Raw genomic sequence first — 22901 nt, forward strand, 5'->3', positions numbered from 1 at the left:
CGCACGCCGACCTGCGGGAGCAGCTCGGCTGACCCCGGGCAGGTCGCACGCAGGACGCACGCACGCCGAGAGGGCGGTTTCCCCGGGGAACCCGCCCTCTCGGCGTGCGTGCGTGCGCTCCGTCGGCGCGGCGGCCGGCGATCAGTGACCGGCGACCTACGAGTGCGGCACCGTCGCCGTGATGAGCGTCCCGTCCTCGCGCCGGTTGCCGGTCAGGTCGCGCAGGCTCGGCACGCCCTGGCGGACGGGCCCCTGCCCGTCGAGGGCCACCGTCACGGGCTCGCCGGCACCGACGCGCACGGTCTCGCCGCGCACCAGCACCTCGGCGCTCTCGCCCGTCTCGCACACGAACGTGATCGCGTCGGCCGTGACCGTGACCTTGAGCCGGGCCCCGCGCAGGGACACGCGGAACGTCAGCGACTCCCACTCCTGCGGCAGGCGCGGGTCGAAGCTGATCCGGCCGCAGTCGTCGCGCATGCCGCCGAACCCGAACGCCAGCGCCGACCACGTCCCGCCCGCCGAGGCGACGTGCACGCCGTCGGACGCGTTGGCGTGGCGGTTCTCCAGGTCGACCAGCAACGACGACGTGAAGTACTCGAGCGCGAGCTCGTGGTACCCGACCTCGGCCGCGATGATCGACTGGACCACTCCCGAGAGCGTCGAGTCCCCCGTGGTCAACGGGTCGTAGTACTCGAAGTCGGCCAGCTTCTCCTCGGGCGTGAACTCGGCCCCCTGGAGGAACAGCGCGAGGACGACGTCCGCCTGCTTGAGCACCTGGTAGCGGTAGATGACGAGCGGGTGGTAGTGCAGCAGCAGGGGCCGCTTGTTCGCGGGGGTCGCCGCGAGGTTCCAGATCTCGCGCTCCAGGAAGTGCGAGTCCTGCGGGTGGATGCCCAGGTGCTCGGCGTACGGGATCGACATGCGCTCGGCCGCGTGGGACCACTCGGCCGTCTCCTCCGCCGAGACGCCGAGCCGGATCCGGAGCCGCTCGTACTCGTGCGGTGCGTCGAGGCGCATGGCGTCGAGGGTCTCGGCCGCCACGCGCAGGTTGAAGCGGGCCATGACGTTGGTGAAGAGGTTGTCGTTGACGACCGTCGTGTACTCGTCGGGCCCCGTGACGCCGTGGATGTGGAAGTGGTCGTCGCCGTTGGCCCGCCAGAAGCCGAGGTCGGCCCACATGCGCGCGGTCTCCACGAGGATGTCGACGCCCTCGCGCTCCAGGAAGTCCTGGTCTCCCGTCGCCCGCACGTACTGCATGAGGGCATAGGTGACGTCGGCGTCGATGTGGTACTGCGCGGTGCCCGCGGCGTAGTAGGCCGAGGCCTCCTCGCCGTTGATCGTGCGCCACGGGAACAGCGCGCCCTCCTGCGAGAGCTGACCTGCGCGGCGGCGGGCGGCGTCGAGCATCTGGTACCGGAAGCGCAGCGCGTTGCGCGCGTACCGCGGGCTCGTGTACGTCAGGAACGGCAGCACGTAGATCTCGGTGTCCCAGAAGTAGTGACCGCCGTATCCCGACCCCGTGAGGCCCTTGGCGGGGACGCCGTTGCCCTCGGCGCGGGCCGTGGCCTGCGCGAGCTGGTAGATGTTCCACCGCACGGCCTGCTGGATCTCGGGCTGCCCCGGGATCTCGACGTCGGAGCGCGACCAGAACTCGTCGAGGAACTCGCGCTGCTCGGCGTGCTGGAACGCGACGCCCTCCTCGCGCACGCGGTCGAGCGTGCGACGACAGCGGTCGATGAGCTCGCGCGCGGGCACCCCGCGGGACGTGTGGTAGGCCACGGTCTTGGTGAGCCGGACCGGCTTGCCGGGCTCGGCCTGGATCCGGTAGACGTGCTTGGCCAGGTCCTCGTCCACCTGGGTGCGCACCTCGTGGGTGTTCTCCGTGACCAGCTCGTCGTCCGCGGCGACCGCGATCGTCATGCCCGAGTTGGTGCAGCGGTAGGACAGCACGAGGCGCTGGTCGTCACCCCACTGGGCCTGCGGCTGCAGGACCCGCTCGGTGAACTGGTTGGCCTTGCGGGGGTCGAACCCCAGCCCCATGGCGGCCGACGGGACGTGGTACTCGTCCTGGCCGTCCTGCCGGTTGAGGATCTGGGACGAGATCGCGATGGGCGCCGGGTCGTCGAGCATCGTGACCTCGAACGTGATGACGGCCAGGTGCCGCTCGACGAACGAGACCATGCGCTCGGACTTCACCAGGACACGCTTGCCCGACGGCGTGCGCCACAGGATCTCGCGGCGCAGCACGCCGTCGGCCATGTCGAGCGACCGCTCGTAGGAGACGAGGTCCGCGACGGGAAGCAGCAGCGGCTCGTCGTCGACGTAGAGGCGGATGATCTTGACGTCCGGGACGTTGACGATGGTCTGCCCGACCTCGGCGAACCCGTACGCCTCCTCGGCGTGGTGGATGCGCCACGTCTCGTGGAAGCCGTTGATGAACGTGCCCTGCGTGTGGGACTCGCGCCCCTCCTCGACGTTGCCCCGCATGCCGAGGTACCCGTTGCCGACCGAGAAGAGGGTCTCGGTGACCCCGAGGTCGTGCGCGGAGTAGCGGTTCTCGGTGAGCCGCCACGGGTCTGCCGGGAAGCGGCTGCGGTCGACGGTGCCGTCGAACCCGTGCTCGAACCCGCCCATCAGAGTGCCCCCTCGCGCGCCGCGCGGTCCAGGACCGTCGCGTCGAGCTCACCCAGGTCGGTGACGACCACGTCGGCGCCGTGCTCGGTCAGGACGTCGGCCCCGACCCCTCGGTCCACCCCGACGACGAGCCCGAAGTCACCGGCCGCTCCCGCCTGGACGCCCGAGATCGCGTCCTCGATCACGATCGCAGCGGTCGTCGGGACGTCCAGGAGCCGGGCGGCGTACTCGTAGGTCGCAGGTGACGGCTTGCCCGCGAGGCCCTGCGCGGCCGCGACGGCGCCGTCCACGACGACCTCGAAGCGGTCCGCGATCCCCGCGGCCGCGAGGACCGACGGGGCGTTGCGCGACGACGAGACGACCGCGACGAGCGCCCCGGCCGCGGTCACGGCGTCGAGGAACGCGATCGAGCCCGGGTACGGGTCGATGCCCTCCTCGACGAACATCGCGTTGACGATCTCGTTCTTCTTGTTGCCCAGCGCACAGACCGTGCCCTCGCCGGGGGCGTCGTCGATCGTGCCCCACGGCAGCTCGATCCCGCGTGAGGCGAGCATCGTCGCGACCCCGTCGAAGCGGGGCTTGCCGTCGATGTGCGCGAAGTAGTCCGCCGACGTGTACGGCGCGACCCCACGTTCCGCGCACAGCGGCGCGAACAGGCGTTCCCAGGCGCGCATGTGGACCTCGGCGGTGGGCGTGAGGACCCCGTCGAGGTCGAAGAGGACGGCGTGCAGAGCGGGCATCGCGCTCCTTCGGGAGAGTGGACGGACGAGGGAGCGCCGCGAGTTCGGCACCTCCCTCCGAGCCTACGCACCAGGGGGCGTCACGGCGAAAACGGGGAGGTGCGCACGGCGCGTGAGCACCGCGACCGGCGCCCTGCCCCAGGCGGCGCTCCCTTCCGGGGGACCACCTGCCTCCTCCTTCCGGAGGAGGAGCGTCCGCAGCAGATCTCGGCCGTCGGGAGGTGCTGGGGTCACGGGCCACCTCCGTAGCGTCGACGACGGACCGGGCACGCGCCGACCAGGCCGCCCGACGACGACAGGAGACGCATGATCCAGGTGGAGGCGCTGACGAAGCGCTACGGGGCCACGACGGCCGTGGACGGGCTGACGTTCACGGCTCGCCCCGGGACGGTGACGGGCTTTCTCGGCCCGAACGGTGCCGGGAAGTCGACGACCATGCGGATGATCGTCGGGCTCGAACGTCCCACGTCGGGCACCGCGACGGTCGGCGGCCGCCGGTATGCCGACCTGCCCGCGCCGCTGCACGCCGTCGGCGTCATGCTCGACGCGCGCTCGGTCCACCCCGGGCGCTCGGCGTTCCGACACCTCCTCGCGCAGGCCCGGACCCACGGCGTCTCCCGTTCACGCGTGGACGAGGTGATCGCGACGACCGGGCTCGAGTCCGTCGCCGGGCGCAGGGCCGGGACGTACTCGTTGGGCATGGGGCAGCGTCTCGGGATCGCTGGTGCCCTCCTCGGCGACCCCGAGACCCTGATCCTCGACGAACCGGTCAACGGCCTCGACCCCGACGGGGTCCTGTGGGTGCGCGGGCTCGTCCGGAGCCTGGCGTCCGAGGGCCGCACGGTCTTCCTCTCCTCGCACCTGATGCACGAGCTCTCGCTGTGCGCGGACCGGGTCGTCGTCATCGGCAAGGGTCGGCTGCTCGCCGACGCCACGGTGACCGAGCTCGTCCGACGCTCCGAACGCGCGAGCACGGTCCGCGTCCGCACGACCGATCCCGACCTGCTCACGAAGGCCGTCGTCGGCCTCGGTGCCGACGTGGTGCCGCACGAGGACGGGGTGCTGACCGTCCGGGGGGCGTCCGTCGACGAGGTCGGCGCGACCGCCGCACGCTGCGGCGCGACGGTCCTGGAGCTCGCGACCGAGGGCGGCTCGCTCGAGGACGCCTACCTGCACCTCACCGCCGACGCCGTCCAGTACCGGGGCGGCAGCCCCGACGGCGCGGCGACCGGCACGTCGGCCGGAGGGGTCCGATGAGCGCCCTCACCACGTCGCCCGCGGGGGGCGCCGGCGCACGGACGGGCGGGCCCGCGGTCCGCCGCGGCCCGACCTTCCCCCGAGTCGTCGCCTCGGAGTGGACCAAGCTCACGAGCCTGCGGTCCACGGCGGTGATCGCGGTCGCGACGGTCGTGGTGTCGTGGGCGCTGACGTACCTGGCCGCGAACGCCTCGTCGGTCGACCCGGGGTTCGTCCCGCTCGACTCGCTCACGGCGGGGCTCCTGCTCGCCCAGGTCGGTCCGCTGGTCCTGGGCATCCTCGTCGGGACCGGTGATTTCACCACGGGCACGTTCCGCTCGACGTTCACGGCCGTCCCCCGGCGGCTGCCCGTGCTCGCCGCGCAGGTGGTCGCGGTCGGCGCGTCCGCGCTCGTGGTCGCGGCCGCTTCCGTGGTTGCCGCCGTCGTGGCGCTGGTGCCGGCGGCGTCCTCTCGCGGCATCCCGCTGGACCTGACCGGCGACGGGACCCCGCAGGTCCTGGTCGGGATGGCGGCGTTCCTCGTCGCGATGGCGCTGCTCGGCCTGGCGGTCGGTGCGCTGCTGCGCAGCCCGGTCCCCGCCGTCGCGCTCGCGGTCGTCCTGGTGCTCGTCCTGCCCGTCGTCCTCTCGCTGGGCTCCGACCTGGCGACCGACCCGATGTCCCCGGCGGAGGGCACCGTGTCGTCGCAGCAGTCCCTCGTGAACACCGTGGTGACGTTCCTCCCCAGCGGCGCGGCCGACCTCCTCGTGCGGGGACCGGGAGGCAGCGGCATCGAGGGCGCCCCGGACCTCGGCCCCTGGGGTGGCGCGCTCGTGCTCGTCGGCTGGGTCCTGGTCCCGCTCGCGGTCGCCGCGGTCCGCCTGCGCGCCCGCGACGTGGTCTGAGGAGGACGAGCGATGAGCCACCTTCTCGACCGGGCCGCGGACCGCACCACGGCTCCCGAGCCCGGGAGCGACCGGGGCCCCACGATCCCCCGCGTGCTCGCAGCCGAGTGGACCAAGATCACGAGCCTTCGCTCGACCGCCTGGCTCGCGGCGGCCACCGTCGTCGCGGCGGCCGGGCTCGCCTTCGGCCTGGGCCTGTTGGTCCGACCGGGTGACGCCGGGAGCGGGGCGTCGCTCGCGGTCACGGGCCACGTGCTCGCCCAGCTCGGCCCGCTCGTCCTGGGCGTGCTGGTCGGCACGGGTGAGCACGCGACGGGAACCTTCCGGGCCACGTTCACGGCCGTCCCCCGACGCCTTCCGGTCCTCGGTGGCCAGGCCGTGGTCACGGCCGGGTGGGGGGCCGTCGTCGCAGCCGCCGCGGTCGGCGCCTCGCTCCTCGTCACGTCGGGGCAGCGGGCAGACGCCGGGCTCGTCGTCGACGTCACCGACGCCGAGACCGTGCGTCTGCTCGCGGGCTACGTGCTCCACCAGACGGGCGTCGCGCTGCTCGGGCTCGGGATCGGCGCGCTCGTGCGTCGAGCCACCGGCGCGCTCGTCACGGCGGTCATGCTGCTCCTCGTCCTCGACCAGTTCCTCGCCACGAACCCGGGCCGGTTCACGGACACCCTCCGGGCGCTCCTGCCGGCGGCCGGTGCTCGACTGGTCCAGGGCGACGCCCAGGCCGCGGCGCTGGACGCCACGAGCGTCGGTCCGGACCTCGGCACGTGGGGCGGTGGCCTGGTCCTCCTCGTGTGGGTCGTCGCGCTCCTCGCGGCAGCGTTCTACCGCCTGCGTCGCCATGACCTCTCCTGACCCGCACCGGGAGGCAGGGCCCTCGGACCGGACGATCGGTGGGACAGTGGGGTCCATGCCCACCCCGCGCGCGGTCGCTCCGCCGACCCCCGCGTCGACCGTCCCGTCCGTCCTGACCGAGACCCAGGCGCTGCACGTCGGACCGATCGGGCACCTCGTCGCGGCTCGTCCGTGGGTCGCGGACCTCGCCCTCGCTCTCGGCGTGCTGCTGCTCGGTCTGGTGACGACCGAGATGGCGCGCATGACGGTCCACGGGTCGACCGGCCTGGGTCTCTTCCTGCCAGGGGCGTCCGCAGCCCGCCTGGTCTCGGCCGTCTGGTGGGCGGGGTCCGTCCTGGGAGCCGTGCTCCTGGTGGTGCGGCGAGCGTCGCCGCTGGTGGTCACGGGCGCGCTCACCGTCCTGGCCCTCGGCTCGCTCGCCACCGCGGGAGTGCTGGGCGTCCTCGGGGCGTGCCTCGCGTGCGCGCTCTGCACGGTCGCGGCCACGCGACCACCGCGCACGACCTGGATCACGTGCGCCACGGTGTTCCTCGTCGTCACGGTCGCCCTCTGGCACTGGCAGGACATCGGCCTCGCGGAGCTCCTCCTGTGGAGCGACCCCGCTCTGGCCTCGATCGACGAGCCCGGCCGACGGCTCCCGGCGCCACCGTTCTCCGCGGGCCGCCGGACGTTCTCGGTGCTCCTGCTCCTCGGGCTCCTGCTCCTGGGCGTCGCGACCGGCGCGGTGGCGCGTGCCAGGCGCCAGCACGCGCACGACCTCGTGGAGCGCTACGCGGCGATGGCCCGTGAGCGCGACCAGAGCGCCGCGCTCGCGCGTGCCGCCGAGCGTGCGCGGATCGCGCGCGAGATGCACGACGTCGTCGCGCACAACGTGTCGGTCATGGTGGCCCTGTCCGACGGCGCAGGGGCCGCGCTCGACCGGGCCCCCGAACGCTCGCGCGAGGCGTTGCGCGAGCTCTCCCGGACGGGGCGGGGCGCGCTGTCCGACATGCAGGGCGTCCTCGGCGCGCTCGACCCCGGCGAGAGCGCCGACGCGGCAGGAGGCGGAGCGGAGCCTGTCGCCACCGACCTCGCGACGATCGTCGGACGCTTCCGGTCCGCGGGCGTCCCGGTGGGCGTGCGGGGGCTCGACATCGAGCTCCCCCAGGACACCACGCTGCGGCTGGCGGTCGCCCGCGTCGTGACGGAGGCGTTGACCAACGTGCTCCGGCACGCCCCGGGCACCCCGCGTGCCGAGGTCGCCGTGCGACGCGGCCCGCGGGGTCTCGAGGTCGAGGTGCTCGACGACGGCGGCACCCGCCCGGGGAGCGGTGGCGGCTCGGGGCGGGGCATCCTCGGCATGCGGGAACGCGCCGCGCTCCTCGGGGGGCACGTCGAGGTCGGCCCCCGACCCGGTGGAGGATGGCGCGTGCACCTCGTGCTGCCGTCCGACGACCGACGCCCGGCACCGGCACCGGCAGCGGCACCGGACCAGGGCACGGGACCCGGCGGGACCGACAGATCGGACGGACGACAGCGATGACGACGGTGCTGCTCGTGGACGACCAGGCGCTCCTGCGCCTGGGGTTCCGCCTCGTGATCGAGTCCGAGCCCGACCTCGAGGTCGTCGGTGAGGCCTCCGACGGCCAGGTCGCTATCGCCCAGACCGCGGCCCTGGCCCCTGACGTCGTGGTCATGGACATCCGCATGCCGGGCATGGGCGGCATCGAGGCCACACGCCGCATCGTCGCGGAGCACCCCGCGACCCGGGTGCTCGTCCTGACCACGTTCGACGTCGACGAGTACGCGTTCGCGGCGCTGCGCTCGGGTGCCAGCGGCTTCCTGCTCAAGAACGCCCTGCCGGCCGAGCTCGTCGCCGCGATCCGTACCGTGGCGGCGGGCAGCTCGATCGTCGCCCCGCGGATCGTGCGCCGCCTGCTCGACCTCTTCGCCCCGCACCTGCCCACGGGCGCGACCGCCGCGGCGAGCGCGGACGACCTGAACCCGGCGCTGCGCACGCTCACGCCCCGCGAGCTCGACGTCCTGCGGTGCGTCGCGGAGGGCCTGTCCAACGCCGAGATCGCCGAGCGGCTGGTCCTCTCGGCGACCACGGTCAAGACCCACGTCGGGAACATGCTCGCCAAGCTCGGGGTCCGCGACCGCGTGCAGGCCGTGATCGTCGCCTACGAGAGCGGGCTCGTCGGGCAGGGGCGCTGACGCGCGCCCGACCCTCAGTCCTGCGCCCGCTCCGCGAGCATCTCCGCGACCCGCCCCAGGTTCCCCAGCGCCGCGCGGTTCTCGTCGATGCTCCCGAGCCGTCGGCCGGACCCGAGCCCCACTCCCCCCGGGCGCGCAGCGGCGAGGAGAGTGACGTCGTCGAGCCCCGAGGCCGGGAGACCGATCCGGCGCCACGGGACGGTCACGAGCGACGCGAGCTCGCCGAGGTTCGGTCCCGAGCACTGCGAGACCTTCGCGGGCGGCAGCCCCGCCCAGACCCCGACGTCACGCTCGACCGCACGGGCGACCAGCTCCCAGCCCTTCTCGTCCCAGCCGTCGGCCCGGGCCGCGAGGTCGAGACCCACGGCGTCGGCCCCGGCGAGGACGACGGGGGCGATCCCCACCCACGCGGGTCCCACGTGCACGACGCTGCGCGCACCCGCATCCCGCACCGCGTCCAGGACCGTCTCGAGCCCCTCCACGATGGCGGGCCCCTCGACCGGTCGCAGGCGGGAGTACCCGGAGAACGTGGGCAGGACGCCCGCGTTGATCTGCCCGAGCAGCGGCTCGGAGACCTGCACCACGAGCTCGGCCCCGGGTACCTGCCGACGCACCTCGTCGAGGTGCGCCCGCACCCCGACGGCGAGCGAGGACGCCAGGTCGGCCCGCGCGCCCTGGTCGGCGAGGACCCGGTCGCCGCGTGCGAGGTACAGCTCGGCCGCGAGCGTCCACGGCCCCACGACCGACACCGCGAGCGGCCCGACGTACCCGTGCCCGGCGATCGCGAGCGCCCCGAGGTCGTCCCGGAGGAAGGCCCGCGCCCTGCGCTCGTCCATGCCGGGGCGGTCCGCGAGCTTCCACCCGTGCGGCCCGATCTCGACGGGCAGGTCCGCGAGCAGGGTCGCGGTGCGGCCCACGCCGTCGGCCCCCGGACCTCGCTGGGGCAGGCGCACGAGGAACGGGACGGGCGTCACGCCCGTGGGGACCTCGGCGAGGTCCCCGAAGACCGTCTGCTGCGCCTCGAGGACGTCGGTGCCCTCGCCGCCGGGCCACGGCCCGTGGCCGCTGACTGACGTCATGTCCAGTTCTCCTTGCTGTTCGACGTGCTCCAGGACCGGCCCGATGGTCGGGCCCGTCCACCAACTCCCCTGACGCTCCCCGGAGAACTCACCCGAGCATCACCCGCACGAACTCTTGCGGTGTCCCTCTCTCCGAGTGAAGGCTGATGAGTATGCACCACAGACCGTGACGACGCGGTGGCCGCTGGACCGACCCCGCCGGACGAGCGAGGCGGACATGAGCAGCAGCAGGCACGAGGCGACCGGGACCACCCTTCCCGGCGACCAGCACCACGAGGCGGCCACGACACCCGCCGGTGCGACCAACAAGGCGGCCGCGATCGCGGTGCACACCCAGGCCATCCCCGGGAACCACGCCGAGGCGCTCGCGGCGCTCGTCGCCGCCGACTTCCACAACCACGACCCGGCGCCCGGCTGCTCGGGCGGCATCGAGGGGCTGGTCGCGACCATGCACTGGTTCTCGGACGCGTTCTCCGACCAGCACGTCGAGGTGCTGCACGCGGTCGCCGAGGGCGACCTGGTGGCGCTGCACGTCGCGTTCAGCGCCCGGCACACGGGCTACTTCCGGGGCCTGGCCCCCACGGGCCGTCACTTCACGGTCCGGGAGATGCACATGCTGCGCTTCGTGGACGGGCGCGAGGCCGAGCACTGGGCGGTGCGCGACGACGCGTGGCTCGTGCGCGAGCTCAGCGAGCACCCCGTGGTCCCGACGAGCGCGGTGCTCGCCGCGACGCAGCCCGGCGCCGCGGTGGGGAGCAGCGTCCCTGTCGCGGTGTGACGGGCGCACGGCCGGGGACCGGTCAGCGGGCGGCGCTCGCCGCGCGCTGCGCCCGGTAGGCGCGCTGCACGGTCGACTGCCCGATCACGCGCGTGCCCTGGTACACGACGAGCGACTGCCCTGCGGCGACGCCGCGCAGCGTCTCGCCCGTGAGCTCGACCTCGGTGCGGGCGCCGTCGGCAGCACCGGGTGCCGACCCGCCGTCCGCCTGCCCGACGACGGCACGCACCCGCGCGGGGACCGGCGCCCCGTGGGCGCGCACCTGGACGGACGCGTCGAACCAGCCGGTCACCCGACCGGACGCCGCACCGTCGGGCACCGACCCCGCGAGGGCGGGCTCCCACCCCGCGGCCGCGAGGACGTCGTCCGCGAGCCACACCGAGCGGTCCCCCTCGATGCGGTCGACCGTGAGCAGCTCGGCCGGCCCCACGACGACCCGGTTGGAGACCGGCTCGACCTCGAGCACGTAGCGCGGCCTGCCGTCCGCGGCCGGGCGCCCCAGCGACAGGCCCTTGCGCTGGCCGACCGTGAACGCGTACGCGCCCTCGTGCTCGCCCAGGACCTCGCCCTCGGTGTCGACGATGTCGCCCGTGCGCGCGCCCAGGCGCGCCTTGAGGAAGCCCTGCGTGTCGCCGTCGGACACGAAGCAGATGTCGTAGGAGTCGGGCTTGTTCGAGACCGACAGGCCGCGCCGCTCGGCCTCGGCCCGGACCTCGTCCTTGGACGCGAAGCCGCCGAGCGGGAAGATCGACCGGGCCAGCCGCTCCTGGCCCATGACCGCGAGCACGTACGACTGGTCCTTGGCGTCGTTGGGCGAGCGGTGCAGCTCGCGGACCGTGCGCGTCACCGCCTCGCCGTCGGGCCCGGGGACGGTGACCTCGCGCGTGAGGACCTGCGCGTAGTGCCCCGTCGCGACCGCGTCGAAGCCCAGCGCGGTGGCCTTGTCGAGCAGCGCCTCGAACTTGATGTGCTCGTTGCAGCGCACGCACGGGTTGGGTGTGCGCCCGGCCTCGTACTCGGACAGGAAGTCCGCGACGACCGTGTCCTCGAAGCGCTCCGAGAGGTCCCACACGTAGTACGGGATGCCCAGCACGTCGGCGGCGCGGCGCGCGTCTCCCGCGTCCTCGATCGAGCAGCAGCCGCGCGAGCCCGCACGGAACTGCTCGCGGTTGCGCGACAGGGCCATGTGCACCCCGACCACCTCGTGGCCGGCCTCGACGGCCAGGGCCGCCGCGACGGCGGAGTCGACCCCGCCGGACATCGCTGCCAGGACTCTCATGCGGACCTCCCTGTCGTGGCGGCCGGGCGCGTCCTCGGGCTCACCCCGGGCCGGGCCGAGGACGCGAGCCCCGCTGCCTGCGCCCGGGCCACGACCTGCGGCAGGGCGTCGAGGAGGCGCGCGACGTCGTCGGGCGTCGAGGTGGCCCCGAGCGAGAACCGCAGCGCACCGCGCGCGTCCTCCTCGGAGACCCCCATCGCGAGCAGGACGTGCGAGGGCTGCGGCACGCCGGCCTGGCACGCGGAACCCGTGGACGTCTGGACGCCCGCCGAGTCGAGCAGGTACAGCAGCGAGTCGCCCTCGGAACCGGGGAACGTGAAGTGCGCGTTGCCGGGGAGGCGCAGCGACGGGTCCGTGAGCGGGTCGGGGCCGCGCAGCATGGCGTCGGGCACGGCGGCACGCACGCCGCGGACCAGGTCGTCGCGCAGCGACGCGAGGTGCGCGGCACGCTCGGCGCGGCCCGCGACGGCCTCGGCCACCGCGACCGCGAACGCACGGATGGCGGGCGTGTCGAGCGTGCCCGAGCGCACGCCGCGCTCCTGCCCGCCGCCGTGCAGCACCGGTGTCAGGGGCAGGCCGCGCTTCGCGACCAGGGCGCCCACACCCATGGGCCCCCCGAGCTTGTGGCCCGTGAGGGTCAGGGCGTCGAGGCCGCTCGCGGCGAAGTCCACGGGCACCTGCCCGACGGCCTGCACGGCGTCGGAGTGCACGGGGATGCCGTACGGGCGCGCGATCTGGACGACCTCCTGGACCGGCTGGATCGTGCCGACCTCGTTGTTCGCCCACATGACCGAGATGAGCGCGACCTCGTCGCCCTTGGCGGCGAGCTCGGCGCGCAGCGCGTCGAGGTTGAGCCGACCCGCGTCGTCGACGGGCAGCAGGACGATCTCCGCGCCCGTGTGCTCGGCCATCCAGAAGGCGGGGTCGAGCACCGCGTGGTGCTCGACGGCCGAGACCAGGATCCGCCGACGGTGCGGCTCGGTGGTGCGCCGCCCCCAGAACAGTCCCTTGATCGCGAGGTTGTCCGACTCGGTGCCTCCCGCCGTGAAGATCACCTCGCTCGGGCGTGCGCCGAGCGCAGCCGCGACGGCCTCGCGCGACTCCTCGACGACGCGGCGCGCGGCCCGGCCCGCCGCGTGCAGCGACGAGGGGTTGCCGGTCTGGGTGAGCTCCGCGACGAAGGCCTCGAGCGCGGCCGGCGACATGGGCGTCGTGGCGGCGTGGTCGAGGTAGGCGCCGTGCGAGGGCTCGGCGGGCGTGGCGGTCATGAGGCGATCACAGTCGTCCAGTCTACGAAGGTATTCGCGGGCTGCCGCCGCCACGGTGCGGACGAGGGCCGTGAGATCTGTGGAGCATTGCTGGACAGCACAGGAAAACCCGATATCTTGACAGATGCTCGATCGCCCTTCGGACCCTCGCCACCAGCCCGCCGCGCCACGTCGCGCGGCCGGGGTCCGCCCGTGAACGGCGACACCTCGACAGTGCTCCCTCCCGTCCCTCCTCACCCCGTGCGAGCGTTCTGCCCCATGCCCGACGACGTCGCGACCACCCGCGTGGTCCTCTCACCGCAGGACCCGCGTGCCCACGCGAGCGACCGCCTGCGGTGGGCGGCGCTCCCTCGCGACCTCCGCGACGAGATCGAGGCCACGATGGAGGCCCACGTCGTCGAGGAGATCAGCGTCGTGAGCGGCTTCCGGCCCGGGATGGGGTCGCTGCTGCGCCTGTCGACGGGCGAGCAGGTCTTCCTCAAGGCGGCCCGCACACGAGACGCCCGGGAGTGCGCCGACCTGCACCGCACCGAGGCACGCATCGCGACCCGCCTGCCCGCAGCGGTCCCCACCCCGCGCTTCCTGTGGGGCCACGGCGACGGCGACTGGATCGTGCTCGCCTACGAGGCCATCGACGGCTACCCGCCCGAGACCCCCTGGGACCCCGCGGTCCTCGCACGCGTCCTCGACACGCTCGACGACCTGGCACGCATCCCCGGAGCCCGACAGATGTCGCTGCCGCCCGCCGGGCCCCAGCTCGCGTCCGCCTCGATCGGGTGGGGTCGCATCCTGCGCGATCCTCCCGACCACCTGTCCACGGTCGCACCGTGGGCCGCTCGCAGGCTCTCCTCGCTCGCCGAGCTCGAGCTGGGCGTGCTCGTCGCGTGCGAGGGCGAGTCGATCGTCCACGGCGACATGCGTGCCCGGAACCTCACCGTCACGGACGACTCGGTCTACGTCCTCGACTGGCCCTACGCGATGCGCGGGGCCGGGTGGCTGGACCTCGCGCACCTGCTCGTGACGGTCGGAGCGCAGGGCGTCGACGGGATCTTCGACCCGCCGGAGGTGTCCGTGCCGGGCGACGGCAGCTCGCCCACGGTGACCTGGGACGACGCCGAGCGGGCAGGGGCCTGGCTCACGGCCGTGTTCGACGACCACCCGCTCGGCGCCGAGGTGCACCCCGGTGACCTGCGGTCCATCGTCGGCGGGTTCGCGGGCTTCAGCCTGGACGTCGCGCGCAAGCCTGCTCCCCGGTCCGACCCGTGCCGCCCGACCACGGCCCTGGGACAGGCCGTCTCGGCCCTCGCCTGGCTCGAGCACCTGGGCCTCTGACCCGTTCCGCCACCTGGCGCAGCGGATCCGTCGGGACCCTCGCACCCGGCGGGTGAGCCGGCACGGCTGGGACGTGACGCCGTCGGGCAGGTCACGACGCGTGCCACGGCAGCGGCAGCCGGACAGGCGAACGCCCCGGCGGGCCGAGCCCGCCGGGGCGTTCGTCAGAGCGTTCGGGGGGTGTCAGCCCTTGTGCTCCCGCAGGACCTGCGCGGCCTGGGGCAGGACCTCGGCGAGGTCTCCCACGACCGCGAAGTCCGCGATCTCGAACAGCGGGCTGTCGGAGTCGTTGTTGACGGCCACGATGACCTGCGAGGCCTGCATGCCGCCGCGGTGGTGCGGGGCCCCGGAGATCCCGGCGCCGATGTACAGGCGCGGCGCGATCGTCACGCCCGTCTGGCCGATGAACGTGTCGAACCAGCCCTCGTAGACAGCGTCGCGCGTCGCACCGACGGCCGCACCGAGCACGTCGGCGAGCTCCTCGATCGGCCCGAAGTCGCCGTCGGTGCCACGGCCGCCCGCGACCACCGTCGCGGCCTCGGCGAGCGCGGGACGCCCGCCCTCGACGACCGGCTTCTCCTCGCGGGACACGACCGTGACGTTCGTCGCCGACGCAGGCACCTCGACGGGGAACCCGATGACCTCGGTCTGGACCGACGACTCGGCGGGCTCGGGGACGACGGAGTTGGCGCGGACCGTGAACACGGCCTGCTCGGTGACGACCTCGCACGAGGTGTCCCACGAGCCCGCGAAGACCCGCTTGTAGCCCACGGCCTTGCCGTCCTCGGCGCGGACGGCCGCCGCGTCGATCACGAGGCCGGCCCCCAGCGCGTACGCCAGGCGAGCAGCGGCCTCCTTGTTGGGGAACGTCGCCGAGAGCAGCACGACGTCCGCGTTCGCGCGGCGCACCGCGGTCACGAGGGTCGCCGAGACGACGGCCGTGAGGTGCGCGGCGTCCTTGCTCACGGACGTGGGCAGCTCGGCCTGCAGGACCGTGTCGACGCCGTAGGCACCGAGCTGGGCGAGCGTCGTGACGCTCGGGCTGCCGAGCGTCACGGCCTTGGGGCGACCGAGGCTGCGGGCGATGGTCAGGAGCTCGAGGGCTGCGGAGCGCAGCTGCGTCTCCGGGGAGTCGAGCAGGACGAGGACGTTGGTGGTCACGATGTTCCCTCTCAGACCAGGTCGTTACGGATGAGGAACTCGGCCAGCGCGCGGCCGCCCTCGCCCTTGTCGACGACGACCTCGACCTCGGGGCGCGGCGGGCGCGGCGTGGCGGCGAGGACGCGGGTGCGGGCGCCGGCGTCGCCCACGGTCGCGGGGTCGAGCCCCAGCGTCGCGAGGTCCCAGACCTCGATCGGCTGCGTCCGCGCGGCCATGATGAGCTTGAAGTTGGGGAACCGCGGCCAGTTGGCGTGGTCGGTCACGCTGACCACGGCGGGCAGCGGGGCCGAGAGCACCTCGAGCGCGTCGTCCAGCTCGCGCGTGACCTGGGCCGTGCGGGCCTGGACGTCCACCTCGAGCTTGCCCGCGAGCGTGAGCTGCGGCAGGTCGAGCTCGGCCGCGAGCAGCACGGGGACCACGGAACCCAGCCCGTCGAGGGCCGCCATGCCGGTGAGGACGAGGTCGACCGGCCCCTCCTCCTCGATCGCACGGATCGCCGCGGCGAGCGTGGCGACCGTCCCGAAGTAGTCCGAGCCCGCGAGCGCCTCGTCGCTCACGCGCACGCCACGACCGACGCCCATCTGGTAGGCCTTGCGGATCGCGGTGTCGGCCTCGGGGCCGGCCATGGTCAGGACGACGACCTCGGAGGTCTCCTGCTCGGCCTCCGGCAGCGACTCGACGATGCGCAGCGCGGCCTCGATGGCGTTCTCGTCGAGCTCGTTGAGGGTCCCCTCCTCGGACGATCGCACCACTCGCCCGGCGTCGAACCGCCGGTCGGCATGGATATCGGGAACGTACTTGACGGCGACGACGATCCTCATCGTGATGTGCTCCGTGGTTGGGACGACGGTGGACCCGGGTGGTACCCGCACGCCACAGCCCTTCGTGGAAGGTGTGGCACAGGCGAAACCCTACCGGGCAGCGCCGCGCAACCGGGTGAGATCTCGCGTACGACCACCTGGTGAGCACAAGCCGTCCACGTGCGGGCCGCACAATGGAGTGGTGCAAGCGCTTGCCCCCACCCCCCGCCCTCGTCCCTCGCACGTGCCGGTCCCGCAGCTCGGTGTCCGTCTCGCCGGCGACGGCGTGGACGTCGCCGTGCTCGCGTCGCACGCGAGCGCCGTCCACCTGTGCCTGCTCGACGTCTCCACCGACGGGGAGATCCACGAACGGCGCGTGCCTCTCGACGGGCCGACCCACGGCGTCTGGCACGGGCACGTGCCCGGCGTGCGCGAGGGACAGCGGTACGGCTTCCGGGCCGAGGGCCCCTGGGACCCGGCGGCGGGCTACCGGTACAACCCGGCGAAGCTCCTGCTGGACCCGTACGCGCGCGGCATCGTGGGCGAGCTCGACGACGACCCGTCGACGCGCGGCCACGTCGCCGAGCGGGACGCCTCGGGCGCGCTCGTGGGTGACGTCCGAGGTCCCGCCGACCCCCGCGACTCGGCCGCGCACGTGCCGCACTCGGTCGTCGTCGCCCCCCTCACCGGGCACGAGCCCGTGCGCCGACCGCACGTGCCGTGGACCGACACGGTCGTCTACGAGACCCACGTCCGCGGCCTGACCATGCAGCTCGACGCGGTCCCCGAGCACCTGCGCGGCACCTACGCGGGGCTCGCGCACCCGGCGACGATCGCGCACCTGAGGTCCTTGGGCGTCACGACGGTCGAGCTGCTGCCGATCCACGCGTCCCTCACCGAGCCGCACCTCGTGGCCAAGGGGCTCACCAACTACTGGGGCTACTCGACCGCGGGCTTCTTCGCCCCCCACGCCCCGTACGCCACGCGCGCCGCGCAGGAGGCCGGGCCCGGCGCCGTCGTCGACGAGGTCCGCGGCATGGTGCACCTGCTGCACGAGGCCGGGCTCGAGGTCGTCCTCGACGTCGTCCACAACCACACGTGCGAGGGCGGCGCGGACGGCCCGCACCTGTCGTGGCGCGGCCTCGACAACCCGCTCTACTACCTGCACGACGGCGCGTCCCCGGCCCAGCTCGCGGACGTCACCGGGACGGGGAACAGCCTCGACTTCCGGCGCGCGCGGGTCGTCCAGCTGACCCTCGACTCGCTGCGCTACTGGGCGCAGGAGATCGGCGTCGACGGCTTCCGCTTCGACCTCGCGGTGACCCTGGGCCGCGGACCGGCCGGGTTCGACCCCGACCACCCGTTCCTCGTCGCGCTCCAGACCGACCCGGTCCTGAACGGCCTCAAGCTGATCGCGGAGCCGTGGGACGTCGGACCCGGCGGATGGCGCACGGGACAGTTCCCCGCCCCGCTGGCCGAGTGGAACGACCGCTTCCGGGGAGCCGTGCGCCAGTTCTGGCTCGCCGACCCGTGCGAGGCGTCGCACGGACGCCCCGGTCAGGGCGTGCGCGAGCTCGCGACCCGCCTGGCAGGTTCCGCGGACCTCTTCGGGCACAGCGACCCTCCGCTCATGCGGGGACCCGTGGCGTCGGTCAACTTCGTCACGGCGCACGACGGGTTCACGCTCGCGGACCTCGTCGCCTACGAGCACAAGCACAACGAGGCCAACGGCGAGGACAACCGCGACGGCAGCGACGACAACCGGTCCTGGAACCACGGGTTCGAGGGGCGCCTCGAGAACGAGGAGATGACGGTCGAGGGCTTCGAGCCGGGGGTCGAGATCGCGCCCTTGCGCCGCCGCTCGATCCGCAACCTCATGGCGACCCAGGTCCTGGCGGCCGGGACGCCCATGCTCACGGCGGGCGACGAGATGGGCCGCACCCAGCGCGGCAACAACAACGCGTACTGCCAGGACGGTCCGCTGTCCTGGGTGAGCTGGGACCTGTCGCCCTGGCGCAAGGACCTCCTCGCGACCACCACCTACCTCCTGGGGCTGCGTCGCGAGCACGCCGCGCTGCGCAGCGAGACGTTCTTCCACGGCCGCCCCCGGCACTCGGCGCAGGACGCCGTCCCCGACCTCGCGTGGTTCGACGCCGCCGGCCGCCCCCTCGACCACGCGGCCTGGCACGACCCCGGCTTCCGCGTGCTGCAGATGCTGCGCACCGGGCCGCGGGCCGGCGACCGTGACGTGCTCCTGGTGCTCAACGGCGCTCTCGACGCCGTCGAGGTCACGCTCGCGGAGGTGCCGGGGCGCGCTGCCCCCGGGACGCCGTCCTGGGAGCTCGCGTGGGACTCCGACTGGGAGCACCCTGCCGAGTCCGGCGGGGACGCGACCGGTGAGGCTGCCACCGGCGGCGCCCCGGCGGCGGCCCTCCTGGAGCCGCTCAGCCTGCAGGTCTACCTCTCGCCGAGGTAGACGCGTCTCGTCGAGGTAGAGGCGTCTCGCCGAGGTGGAGGGCTGCGGGTCCCTCCCTCGACGACTGCCCTCTACCTCGCGGCCGGGCGCGGGGTCTAGTCTCTGCGCATGAGTGACAACGACGTCAGCATCCCGTCCGCGAGCAGCGCCGCCCCGTCGGGCACACCCGCCCACGGGAGCGCTCCCAGCCAGTCCGGGCCCGACCACGCCGAGGTCATCGTGGTCGGTGCCGGGCTCTCGGGCCTCGTGGCGGCCACCGAGCTCACGGCCGCAGGGCGTCGGGTGATCCTGCTCGACCAGGAACCCGCCGCGAGCCTGGGCGGCCAGGCCTTCTGGTCGTTCGGCGGCCTCTTCCTGGTCGACTCCCCCGAGCAGCGCCGCATGGGCGTCAAGGACACGCCCGAGCTCGCGCTCGACGACTGGCTCGGGTCGGCGAACTTCGCCCCCGGCGCGGCCGACGGCGACGGCCCCGACCGCTGGGGCTACGCCTGGGCGCGCGGATTCGTCGACTTCGCCGCGGGCGACATGCGTGCGTGGCTCCATGCCAAGGGAGTGCGCTGGTTCCCGCTCGTCCAGTGGGCCGAACGCGGCGGCTACCCTGCGGGCGGCCACGGCAACAGCGTGCCCCGCTTCCACGTCACCTGGGGCACAGGGCCGGGCATCCTCGAACCCTTCGTCCGCGCGGCCCTCGACGCCCGGGAGGCCGGGCTGCTCGACATCCGTTTCCGCCACCGCGTCACCGGGCTCGTCGTGACCGACGGTGCCGTCACGGGAGTCCGGGCCGAGGTCCTGGCCGACGACCCGGCCGACCGCGGCGCCCCCTCGGTGCGCGACGTCGTGGGTGAGGTCGAGCTGTCGGCGAGCGCCGTCGTCGTCTCCTCCGGGGGGATCGGCGCGAACCACGACCTGGTCCGCGCGAACTGGCCCGCGTCGGCCGGCGTGCTGCCCGCGCGCATGCTCTCGGGCGTCCCGGACTCGACCGACGGGCTGCTGCTCGGCATCACGCGCGACGCCGGCGCGGCCCTGGTCCACGAGGACCGCATGTGGCACTACCCCGAGGGCATCGCGAACCACTCACCCGTCTGGACCGACCACGGCATCCGCATCCTGCCCGGACCGTCGTCGCTGTGGGTCGACGCCCACGGCCACCGGCTGCCCTCGCCCCTGTTCCCCGGCTTCGACGCCCTGGGCTCGCTCCAGCACGTCACGGCCCGCGGCGACGACCACTCCTGGTTCGTGCTGAACAAGGCCATCATGGAGAGCGAGTTCGCGCTGTCGGGGTCCGAGCAGAACCCCGACCTGACCGGCAGGAGCGTGCGCCTGCTGGCCCAGCGCGTGCTGCCGGGGGCGGTCGGCCCCGTCGCACGGTTCGCGGCCGAGTCCCCCGAGTTCGTGTGGGGGGCGGACCCGACCGAGCTCGCGGCCGGCATGAACGCCCTGACCGACGCGACCCCCGGGTCGCAGGGCCACATCGACGCGGTCGAGCTCGAACGGCTCGTGCGGCTGCGCGACGACCAGGTCCGCTCGGGCCTCGGCAAGGACCACCAGGTCGTCGCGACGGCCATGGCCCGCAAGTTCTTCGTGGACCGCGTGATCCGGGTGTCGCCGCCGCGCCCGCTCACGACGCCCAAGGACGGCCCGATGCTCGCGGTGCGGCTCTCGGTCCTGACCCGCAAGACGCTCGGCGGTCTGCACACCGACACCGACGGTCGCGTGCTGCGCCCCGACGGCTCGGTGTTCGAGGGCCTGTACGCCGCGGGCGAGGCCGCCGGGTTCGGGGGTGGCGGCGTGCACGGACACCGGGCGCTCGAGGGGACCTTCCTCGGCGGCTGCCTGTTCTCGGGCCGGACGGTGGGCCGCGCCCTCGCCCGCAGCCTGTAGCCGCGGTCTGCGACGGCGGGCCGCTGCCCGCAGCCTGCGGCCTGCCGAGGTAGACCCGTGTGCGCGAGGTAGACCTCCCGGGGGTCTACCTCGCCCCCCCGGGGGGACCCCCGCCCCGGGAAGGGGGCCCGCACCCCACCCCCGGGGGCCTGCCGTGTTACCCGGGTGGGGGCGTGGTACCCCCCCCGGGGGTCTACCTCGCGCGCTCGGGTCTACCTCGGCCGATGATCGTGGCCCGTCACCAGTCCGCGGGCATCCGCACCGGGTCGTCGGGGCCCACGCGCGACGCCCGGAGCCCGGGCACCGCGAGCAGCGACGCGACGAGCTCCTCGCTGCCCCCGAGGTCCGTGGCCACCGTGTCGAGCTCGGTGCACACGAACCACGACCGGTCGTCCGGCCACCACAGCGTCGGTGACTGGCCGAGCGACGCGAAGGCCGCCGCCTGCGCGAGCGGACCGTGCCACAGGTGGTAGTCGCGGTGCGGCAGCGCGAGGACCGGTGCGGCGGGCCGCTCGACCTGGCGCGCCGCGCGGAGCGCGTGGGCCGTGGCCTGCGCCCGCGCCTGGGCGAGCGCGAACGAGGATCCCGGCGCGTCCCCCTCGCCCACGTCGTCGATCGCGTACGTCAGCGCGGCGAACGACGTCGAGTCCTCGGGCCGCGTCCCGTGGTCGTACAGCCACCCGTACCCGGCCCACAGGGCGAAGTGGCACTCCTGGTCGCCCGTGAACGGCGCGAGGGCGTCGAGCAGCAGGTCCATCTGCTCCAGGCCCGACGCGTCACCGTGCCCCAGCCAGAGCGAACCCATACCCTCGTCCTCGTCGGACCACGCGGGCACGTCCGGGATGCGCGCGTACGCCGCGAAGCCTGCCGGGACGCACCCTCCGACGGTCCCCGGATCGCCCAGCAGCGGCCCGATCCAGCCCCCGGCCGACGCGTCGGCGTCCCACGCGACCCCGCCGGAGGGCGAGGGAAGGTCGGGGAGGTGAGCGGCGTCGTCGGGCATGAGGCGAACGTAGCCGCGGCGAGGCCGCCCGGCCACCGGTCGCTCCCGCCGGTACGCTCCCCGCATGACCCCGCCCGACGACGCCGCTGCCCCCGGCCCCCCGGCCGCCGGGCCGGACGTGGCCCACCTCGACGTCGCCGGGTGCGAGCGCGTGCTGCGACGCAACGGCCTGCCCCTGCTGATCGAGGACCACTCGGCGCGACGCGACGTGTTCGGGCGGTCGGCGCCGTTCCTCGTCGTCGTGCTGCTGCTCGAGCTCACCGGCGCGATCGACGAGGGGTGGCCCTGGTGGGGCAACCTGCTCGCGGTCGCGGGCGGCGCGGTCCTCCTCGCCGCGGCGTACGCGGGGCTCAACGCGCTGCGCGGACGCCGCTGGTCGACCCTGCCGCAGGACGTCGGCGGGCCCGAGCTCGCGTTCTTCGTGCTCGTGCCCGCGGTCCTGCCCATGGTGTTCGGAGGCGAGTGGCGGGCCGCGCTCGTCACGGCCGGTGGGAACCTGCTGCTGCTGGGGCTCGTGTGGGTCGTGGTCGCCTACGGTCTTGGTTCGTCGCTGTGGTGGGGGCTCGCGCGCATCGCGGACGAGCTCGGGGCGTCGCTGATGCGGCTCGTGCGCCTCCTGCCGCTGCTCATGGTCTTCTCGCTCGTGCTGTTCTACAACGCCGAGGTGTGGCAGGTGTTCAGCCGCACAGGCGGGGCCGCGGGTGTGATCCTGGGCGCCTTCTTCGCCGGGCTCATCGTGCTGTTCGTGGGGCTGCGACTGCCGACCGAGGCGCGGGGAGCGCTGCGCACGGCGGCCGAGGGGGTACCGGGGGCCTCGGACCTGCCACCCCTGACCCGCAGCCAGCGGTTCAACGTGGCCGCGATGATCGGCGTCTCCCAGCTCCTGCAGGTGCTCGTCGTCAGCGCCGGCATGGGGATCTTCTTCGTCGCGCTCGGGACGCTGACCGTGACGCCCGAGGTCATGGACCTGTGGGGCATCGACGGGCAGCGTGTGCTCCTGACGTTCGACCTGTCCGGGACGACGCTCGTGGTCACGCAGGTGCTCGTGCGGGTGTCGGTGGCGATCGCCACCTTCACCGGGCTGTACTACGCGATCTCGGTGCAGGTCGACGCGGTGTACCGCGAGGAGTTCGTCGAGGGGATCGGCGAGCAGCTGCGGGAGGTGCTCGCGACGAGGGTGCGCTACGTGGGACTGCTGGCGGCCGAGCCCTCTGACGCCACCGGAGCGCCGAGGTAGACCCGTGTGCGCGAGGTAGAGCTCCGGGAGGTCTACCTCGCGCA

General features: G+C 74.1%; 18 protein-coding genes. 10 read left to right on the forward strand and 8 right to left on the reverse strand.

Translation table 11 applies throughout. The features are described from left to right. Nucleotides 1-156: 156 nt before the first annotated feature. Together ACFVQ3_RS16520 and ACFVQ3_RS16525 are read right to left on the reverse strand one after the other, a co-directional pair. Nucleotides 157-2634, reverse strand: coding sequence for a glycoside hydrolase family 65 protein (locus ACFVQ3_RS16520; protein ID WP_387641273.1), 2478 nt, complete (start codon nucleotides 2632-2634; stop codon nucleotides 157-159). Further along, entirely contained in the window at nucleotides 2634-3374 is a 741-nt protein-coding gene (locus ACFVQ3_RS16525) for an HAD family hydrolase (protein ID WP_387641276.1), read from the reverse strand. The genes ACFVQ3_RS16520 and ACFVQ3_RS16525 overlap by 1 nt, the downstream gene beginning before the upstream one ends. Nucleotides 3375-3680: 306 nt before the next feature. Between ACFVQ3_RS16525 and ACFVQ3_RS16530 the strand changes: the two genes are divergently transcribed. From ACFVQ3_RS16530 to ACFVQ3_RS16550, 5 genes are read left to right on the forward strand one after another with little or no spacing between them, the layout of a single operon-like run. Further along, nucleotides 3681-4631: an ABC transporter ATP-binding protein gene (locus ACFVQ3_RS16530; protein WP_387641279.1), complete on the forward strand. Its 951-nt coding sequence runs from the start codon at nucleotides 3681-3683 to the stop codon at nucleotides 4629-4631. Then, nucleotides 4628-5515 (forward strand): ABC transporter permease subunit, encoded by an 888-nt coding sequence (locus ACFVQ3_RS16535; protein WP_387641281.1) that lies wholly within the window; start codon nucleotides 4628-4630, stop codon nucleotides 5513-5515. Before ACFVQ3_RS16530 ends, ACFVQ3_RS16535 begins: the two co-directional genes overlap by 4 nt. A gap of 12 nt (nucleotides 5516-5527) precedes the next feature. Beyond that, a complete protein-coding gene (locus tag ACFVQ3_RS16540; protein WP_387641283.1) occupies nucleotides 5528-6367 on the forward strand; it encodes a hypothetical protein in 840 nt (279 codons plus the stop codon). A 55-nt stretch (nucleotides 6368-6422) separates the two neighbouring features. Next, nucleotides 6423-7889: a sensor histidine kinase gene (locus ACFVQ3_RS16545; protein ID WP_387641287.1), complete on the forward strand. Its 1467-nt coding sequence runs from the start codon at nucleotides 6423-6425 to the stop codon at nucleotides 7887-7889. Then, nucleotides 7886-8563: a response regulator gene (locus tag ACFVQ3_RS16550; RefSeq protein ID WP_387641290.1), complete on the forward strand. Its 678-nt coding sequence runs from the start codon at nucleotides 7886-7888 to the stop codon at nucleotides 8561-8563. The genes ACFVQ3_RS16545 and ACFVQ3_RS16550 overlap by 4 nt, the downstream gene beginning before the upstream one ends. A 14-nt stretch (nucleotides 8564-8577) precedes the next feature. Here ACFVQ3_RS16550 and ACFVQ3_RS16555 read toward each other — a convergent pair whose 3' ends face one another. Continuing rightward, nucleotides 8578-9642: a hypothetical protein gene (locus ACFVQ3_RS16555; RefSeq protein WP_387641293.1), complete on the reverse strand. Its 1065-nt coding sequence runs from the start codon at nucleotides 9640-9642 to the stop codon at nucleotides 8578-8580. Between the two features lie 217 nt (nucleotides 9643-9859). Between ACFVQ3_RS16555 and ACFVQ3_RS16560 the strand changes: the two genes are divergently transcribed. Next, nucleotides 9860-10420, forward strand: a complete 561-nt coding sequence (locus tag ACFVQ3_RS16560; RefSeq protein WP_387641296.1) for an ester cyclase — start codon at nucleotides 9860-9862, stop codon at nucleotides 10418-10420. Nucleotides 10421-10442: 22 nt separating this feature from the next. On the opposite strand, the gene mnmA is transcribed toward ACFVQ3_RS16560, so the two are convergent. Next, entirely contained in the window at nucleotides 10443-11699 is a 1257-nt protein-coding gene (gene mnmA, locus ACFVQ3_RS16565; RefSeq protein WP_387641299.1) for a tRNA 2-thiouridine(34) synthase MnmA, read from the reverse strand. Continuing rightward, complete coding sequence (locus ACFVQ3_RS16570) at nucleotides 11696-12967, reverse strand: cysteine desulfurase family protein (RefSeq protein WP_387641302.1); 1272 nt, start codon at nucleotides 12965-12967, stop codon at nucleotides 11696-11698. The genes mnmA and ACFVQ3_RS16570 overlap by 4 nt, the downstream gene beginning before the upstream one ends. Before the next feature lie 258 nt (nucleotides 12968-13225). Here ACFVQ3_RS16570 and ACFVQ3_RS16575 point away from each other — a divergent pair, with 258 nt between their 5' ends. Continuing rightward, nucleotides 13226-14299: a phosphotransferase family protein gene (locus ACFVQ3_RS16575; RefSeq protein ID WP_387641305.1), complete on the forward strand. Its 1074-nt coding sequence runs from the start codon at nucleotides 13226-13228 to the stop codon at nucleotides 14297-14299. A 183-nt stretch (nucleotides 14300-14482) separates the two neighbouring features. Here the strand turns inward: ACFVQ3_RS16575 and ACFVQ3_RS16580 are convergent, their stop codons facing one another. Beyond that, complete coding sequence (locus ACFVQ3_RS16580; protein ID WP_387641329.1) at nucleotides 14483-15463, reverse strand: electron transfer flavoprotein subunit alpha/FixB family protein; 981 nt, start codon at nucleotides 15461-15463, stop codon at nucleotides 14483-14485. Nucleotides 15464-15471: 8 nt separating this feature from the next. Further along, a complete protein-coding gene (locus ACFVQ3_RS16585) occupies nucleotides 15472-16281 on the reverse strand; it encodes an electron transfer flavoprotein subunit beta/FixA family protein (RefSeq protein ID WP_387641308.1) in 810 nt (269 codons plus the stop codon). 181 nt (nucleotides 16282-16462) lie between these two features. Between ACFVQ3_RS16585 and glgX the strand changes: the two genes are divergently transcribed. Together glgX and ACFVQ3_RS16595 are read left to right on the forward strand one after the other, a co-directional pair. After that, entirely contained in the window at nucleotides 16463-18736 is a 2274-nt protein-coding gene (gene glgX, locus ACFVQ3_RS16590) for a glycogen debranching protein GlgX (protein ID WP_387641311.1), read from the forward strand. A 108-nt stretch (nucleotides 18737-18844) separates the two neighbouring features. Further along, nucleotides 18845-20617, forward strand: coding sequence for an FAD-binding dehydrogenase (locus tag ACFVQ3_RS16595; RefSeq protein WP_387641314.1), 1773 nt, complete (start codon nucleotides 18845-18847; stop codon nucleotides 20615-20617). A gap of 238 nt (nucleotides 20618-20855) precedes the next feature. Here the strand turns inward: ACFVQ3_RS16595 and ACFVQ3_RS16600 are convergent, their stop codons facing one another. Next, the gene (locus ACFVQ3_RS16600; protein WP_387641317.1) at nucleotides 20856-21620 is read right to left on the reverse strand and encodes a hypothetical protein; all 765 of its coding nucleotides are present in this window, start codon (nucleotides 21618-21620) and stop codon (nucleotides 20856-20858) included. A gap of 64 nt (nucleotides 21621-21684) precedes the next feature. Between ACFVQ3_RS16600 and ACFVQ3_RS16605 the strand changes: the two genes are divergently transcribed. Next, a complete protein-coding gene (locus ACFVQ3_RS16605; RefSeq protein ID WP_387641320.1) occupies nucleotides 21685-22857 on the forward strand; it encodes a hypothetical protein in 1173 nt (390 codons plus the stop codon). The last annotated feature ends 44 nt before the right edge of the window (nucleotides 22858-22901 follow it).

Origin of the sequence: Oerskovia sp. NPDC057915, from assembly GCF_042887685.1 — a bacterium.
Lineage (GTDB): Bacteria > Actinomycetota > Actinomycetes > Actinomycetales > Cellulomonadaceae > Oerskovia.

Excerpts from the sequence above, each read along its gene's own strand:
- ACFVQ3_RS16595 (WP_387641314.1), top strand. The coding sequence starts at position 18,845 with ATGAGTGACAACGACGTCAGCATCCCGTCCGCGAGCAGCGCCGCCCCG.
- ACFVQ3_RS16560 (WP_387641296.1), top strand. The coding sequence starts at position 9,860 with ATGAGCAGCAGCAGGCACGAGGCGACCGGGACCACCCTTCCCGGCGAC.
- ACFVQ3_RS16555 (WP_387641293.1), bottom strand. The coding sequence starts at position 9,642 with ATGACGTCAGTCAGCGGCCACGGGCCGTGGCCCGGCGGCGAGGGCACC.
- mnmA (WP_387641299.1), bottom strand. The coding sequence starts at position 11,699 with ATGAGAGTCCTGGCAGCGATGTCCGGCGGGGTCGACTCCGCCGTCGCG.
- ACFVQ3_RS16545 (WP_387641287.1), top strand. The coding sequence starts at position 6,423 with ATGCCCACCCCGCGCGCGGTCGCTCCGCCGACCCCCGCGTCGACCGTC.
- ACFVQ3_RS16575 (WP_387641305.1), top strand. The coding sequence starts at position 13,226 with ATGCCCGACGACGTCGCGACCACCCGCGTGGTCCTCTCACCGCAGGAC.
- ACFVQ3_RS16605 (WP_387641320.1), top strand. The coding sequence starts at position 21,685 with ATGACCCCGCCCGACGACGCCGCTGCCCCCGGCCCCCCGGCCGCCGGG.
- ACFVQ3_RS16540 (WP_387641283.1), top strand. The coding sequence starts at position 5,528 with ATGAGCCACCTTCTCGACCGGGCCGCGGACCGCACCACGGCTCCCGAG.
- ACFVQ3_RS16600 (WP_387641317.1), bottom strand. The coding sequence starts at position 21,620 with ATGCCCGACGACGCCGCTCACCTCCCCGACCTTCCCTCGCCCTCCGGC.
- ACFVQ3_RS16570 (WP_387641302.1), bottom strand. The coding sequence starts at position 12,967 with ATGACCGCCACGCCCGCCGAGCCCTCGCACGGCGCCTACCTCGACCAC.
- ACFVQ3_RS16525 (WP_387641276.1), bottom strand. The coding sequence starts at position 3,374 with ATGCCCGCTCTGCACGCCGTCCTCTTCGACCTCGACGGGGTCCTCACG.
- ACFVQ3_RS16520 (WP_387641273.1), bottom strand. The coding sequence starts at position 2,634 with ATGGGCGGGTTCGAGCACGGGTTCGACGGCACCGTCGACCGCAGCCGC.
- ACFVQ3_RS16530 (WP_387641279.1), top strand. The coding sequence starts at position 3,681 with ATGATCCAGGTGGAGGCGCTGACGAAGCGCTACGGGGCCACGACGGCC.
- ACFVQ3_RS16585 (WP_387641308.1), bottom strand. The coding sequence starts at position 16,281 with ATGAGGATCGTCGTCGCCGTCAAGTACGTTCCCGATATCCATGCCGAC.
- ACFVQ3_RS16550 (WP_387641290.1), top strand. The coding sequence starts at position 7,886 with ATGACGACGGTGCTGCTCGTGGACGACCAGGCGCTCCTGCGCCTGGGG.
- ACFVQ3_RS16535 (WP_387641281.1), top strand. The coding sequence starts at position 4,628 with ATGAGCGCCCTCACCACGTCGCCCGCGGGGGGCGCCGGCGCACGGACG.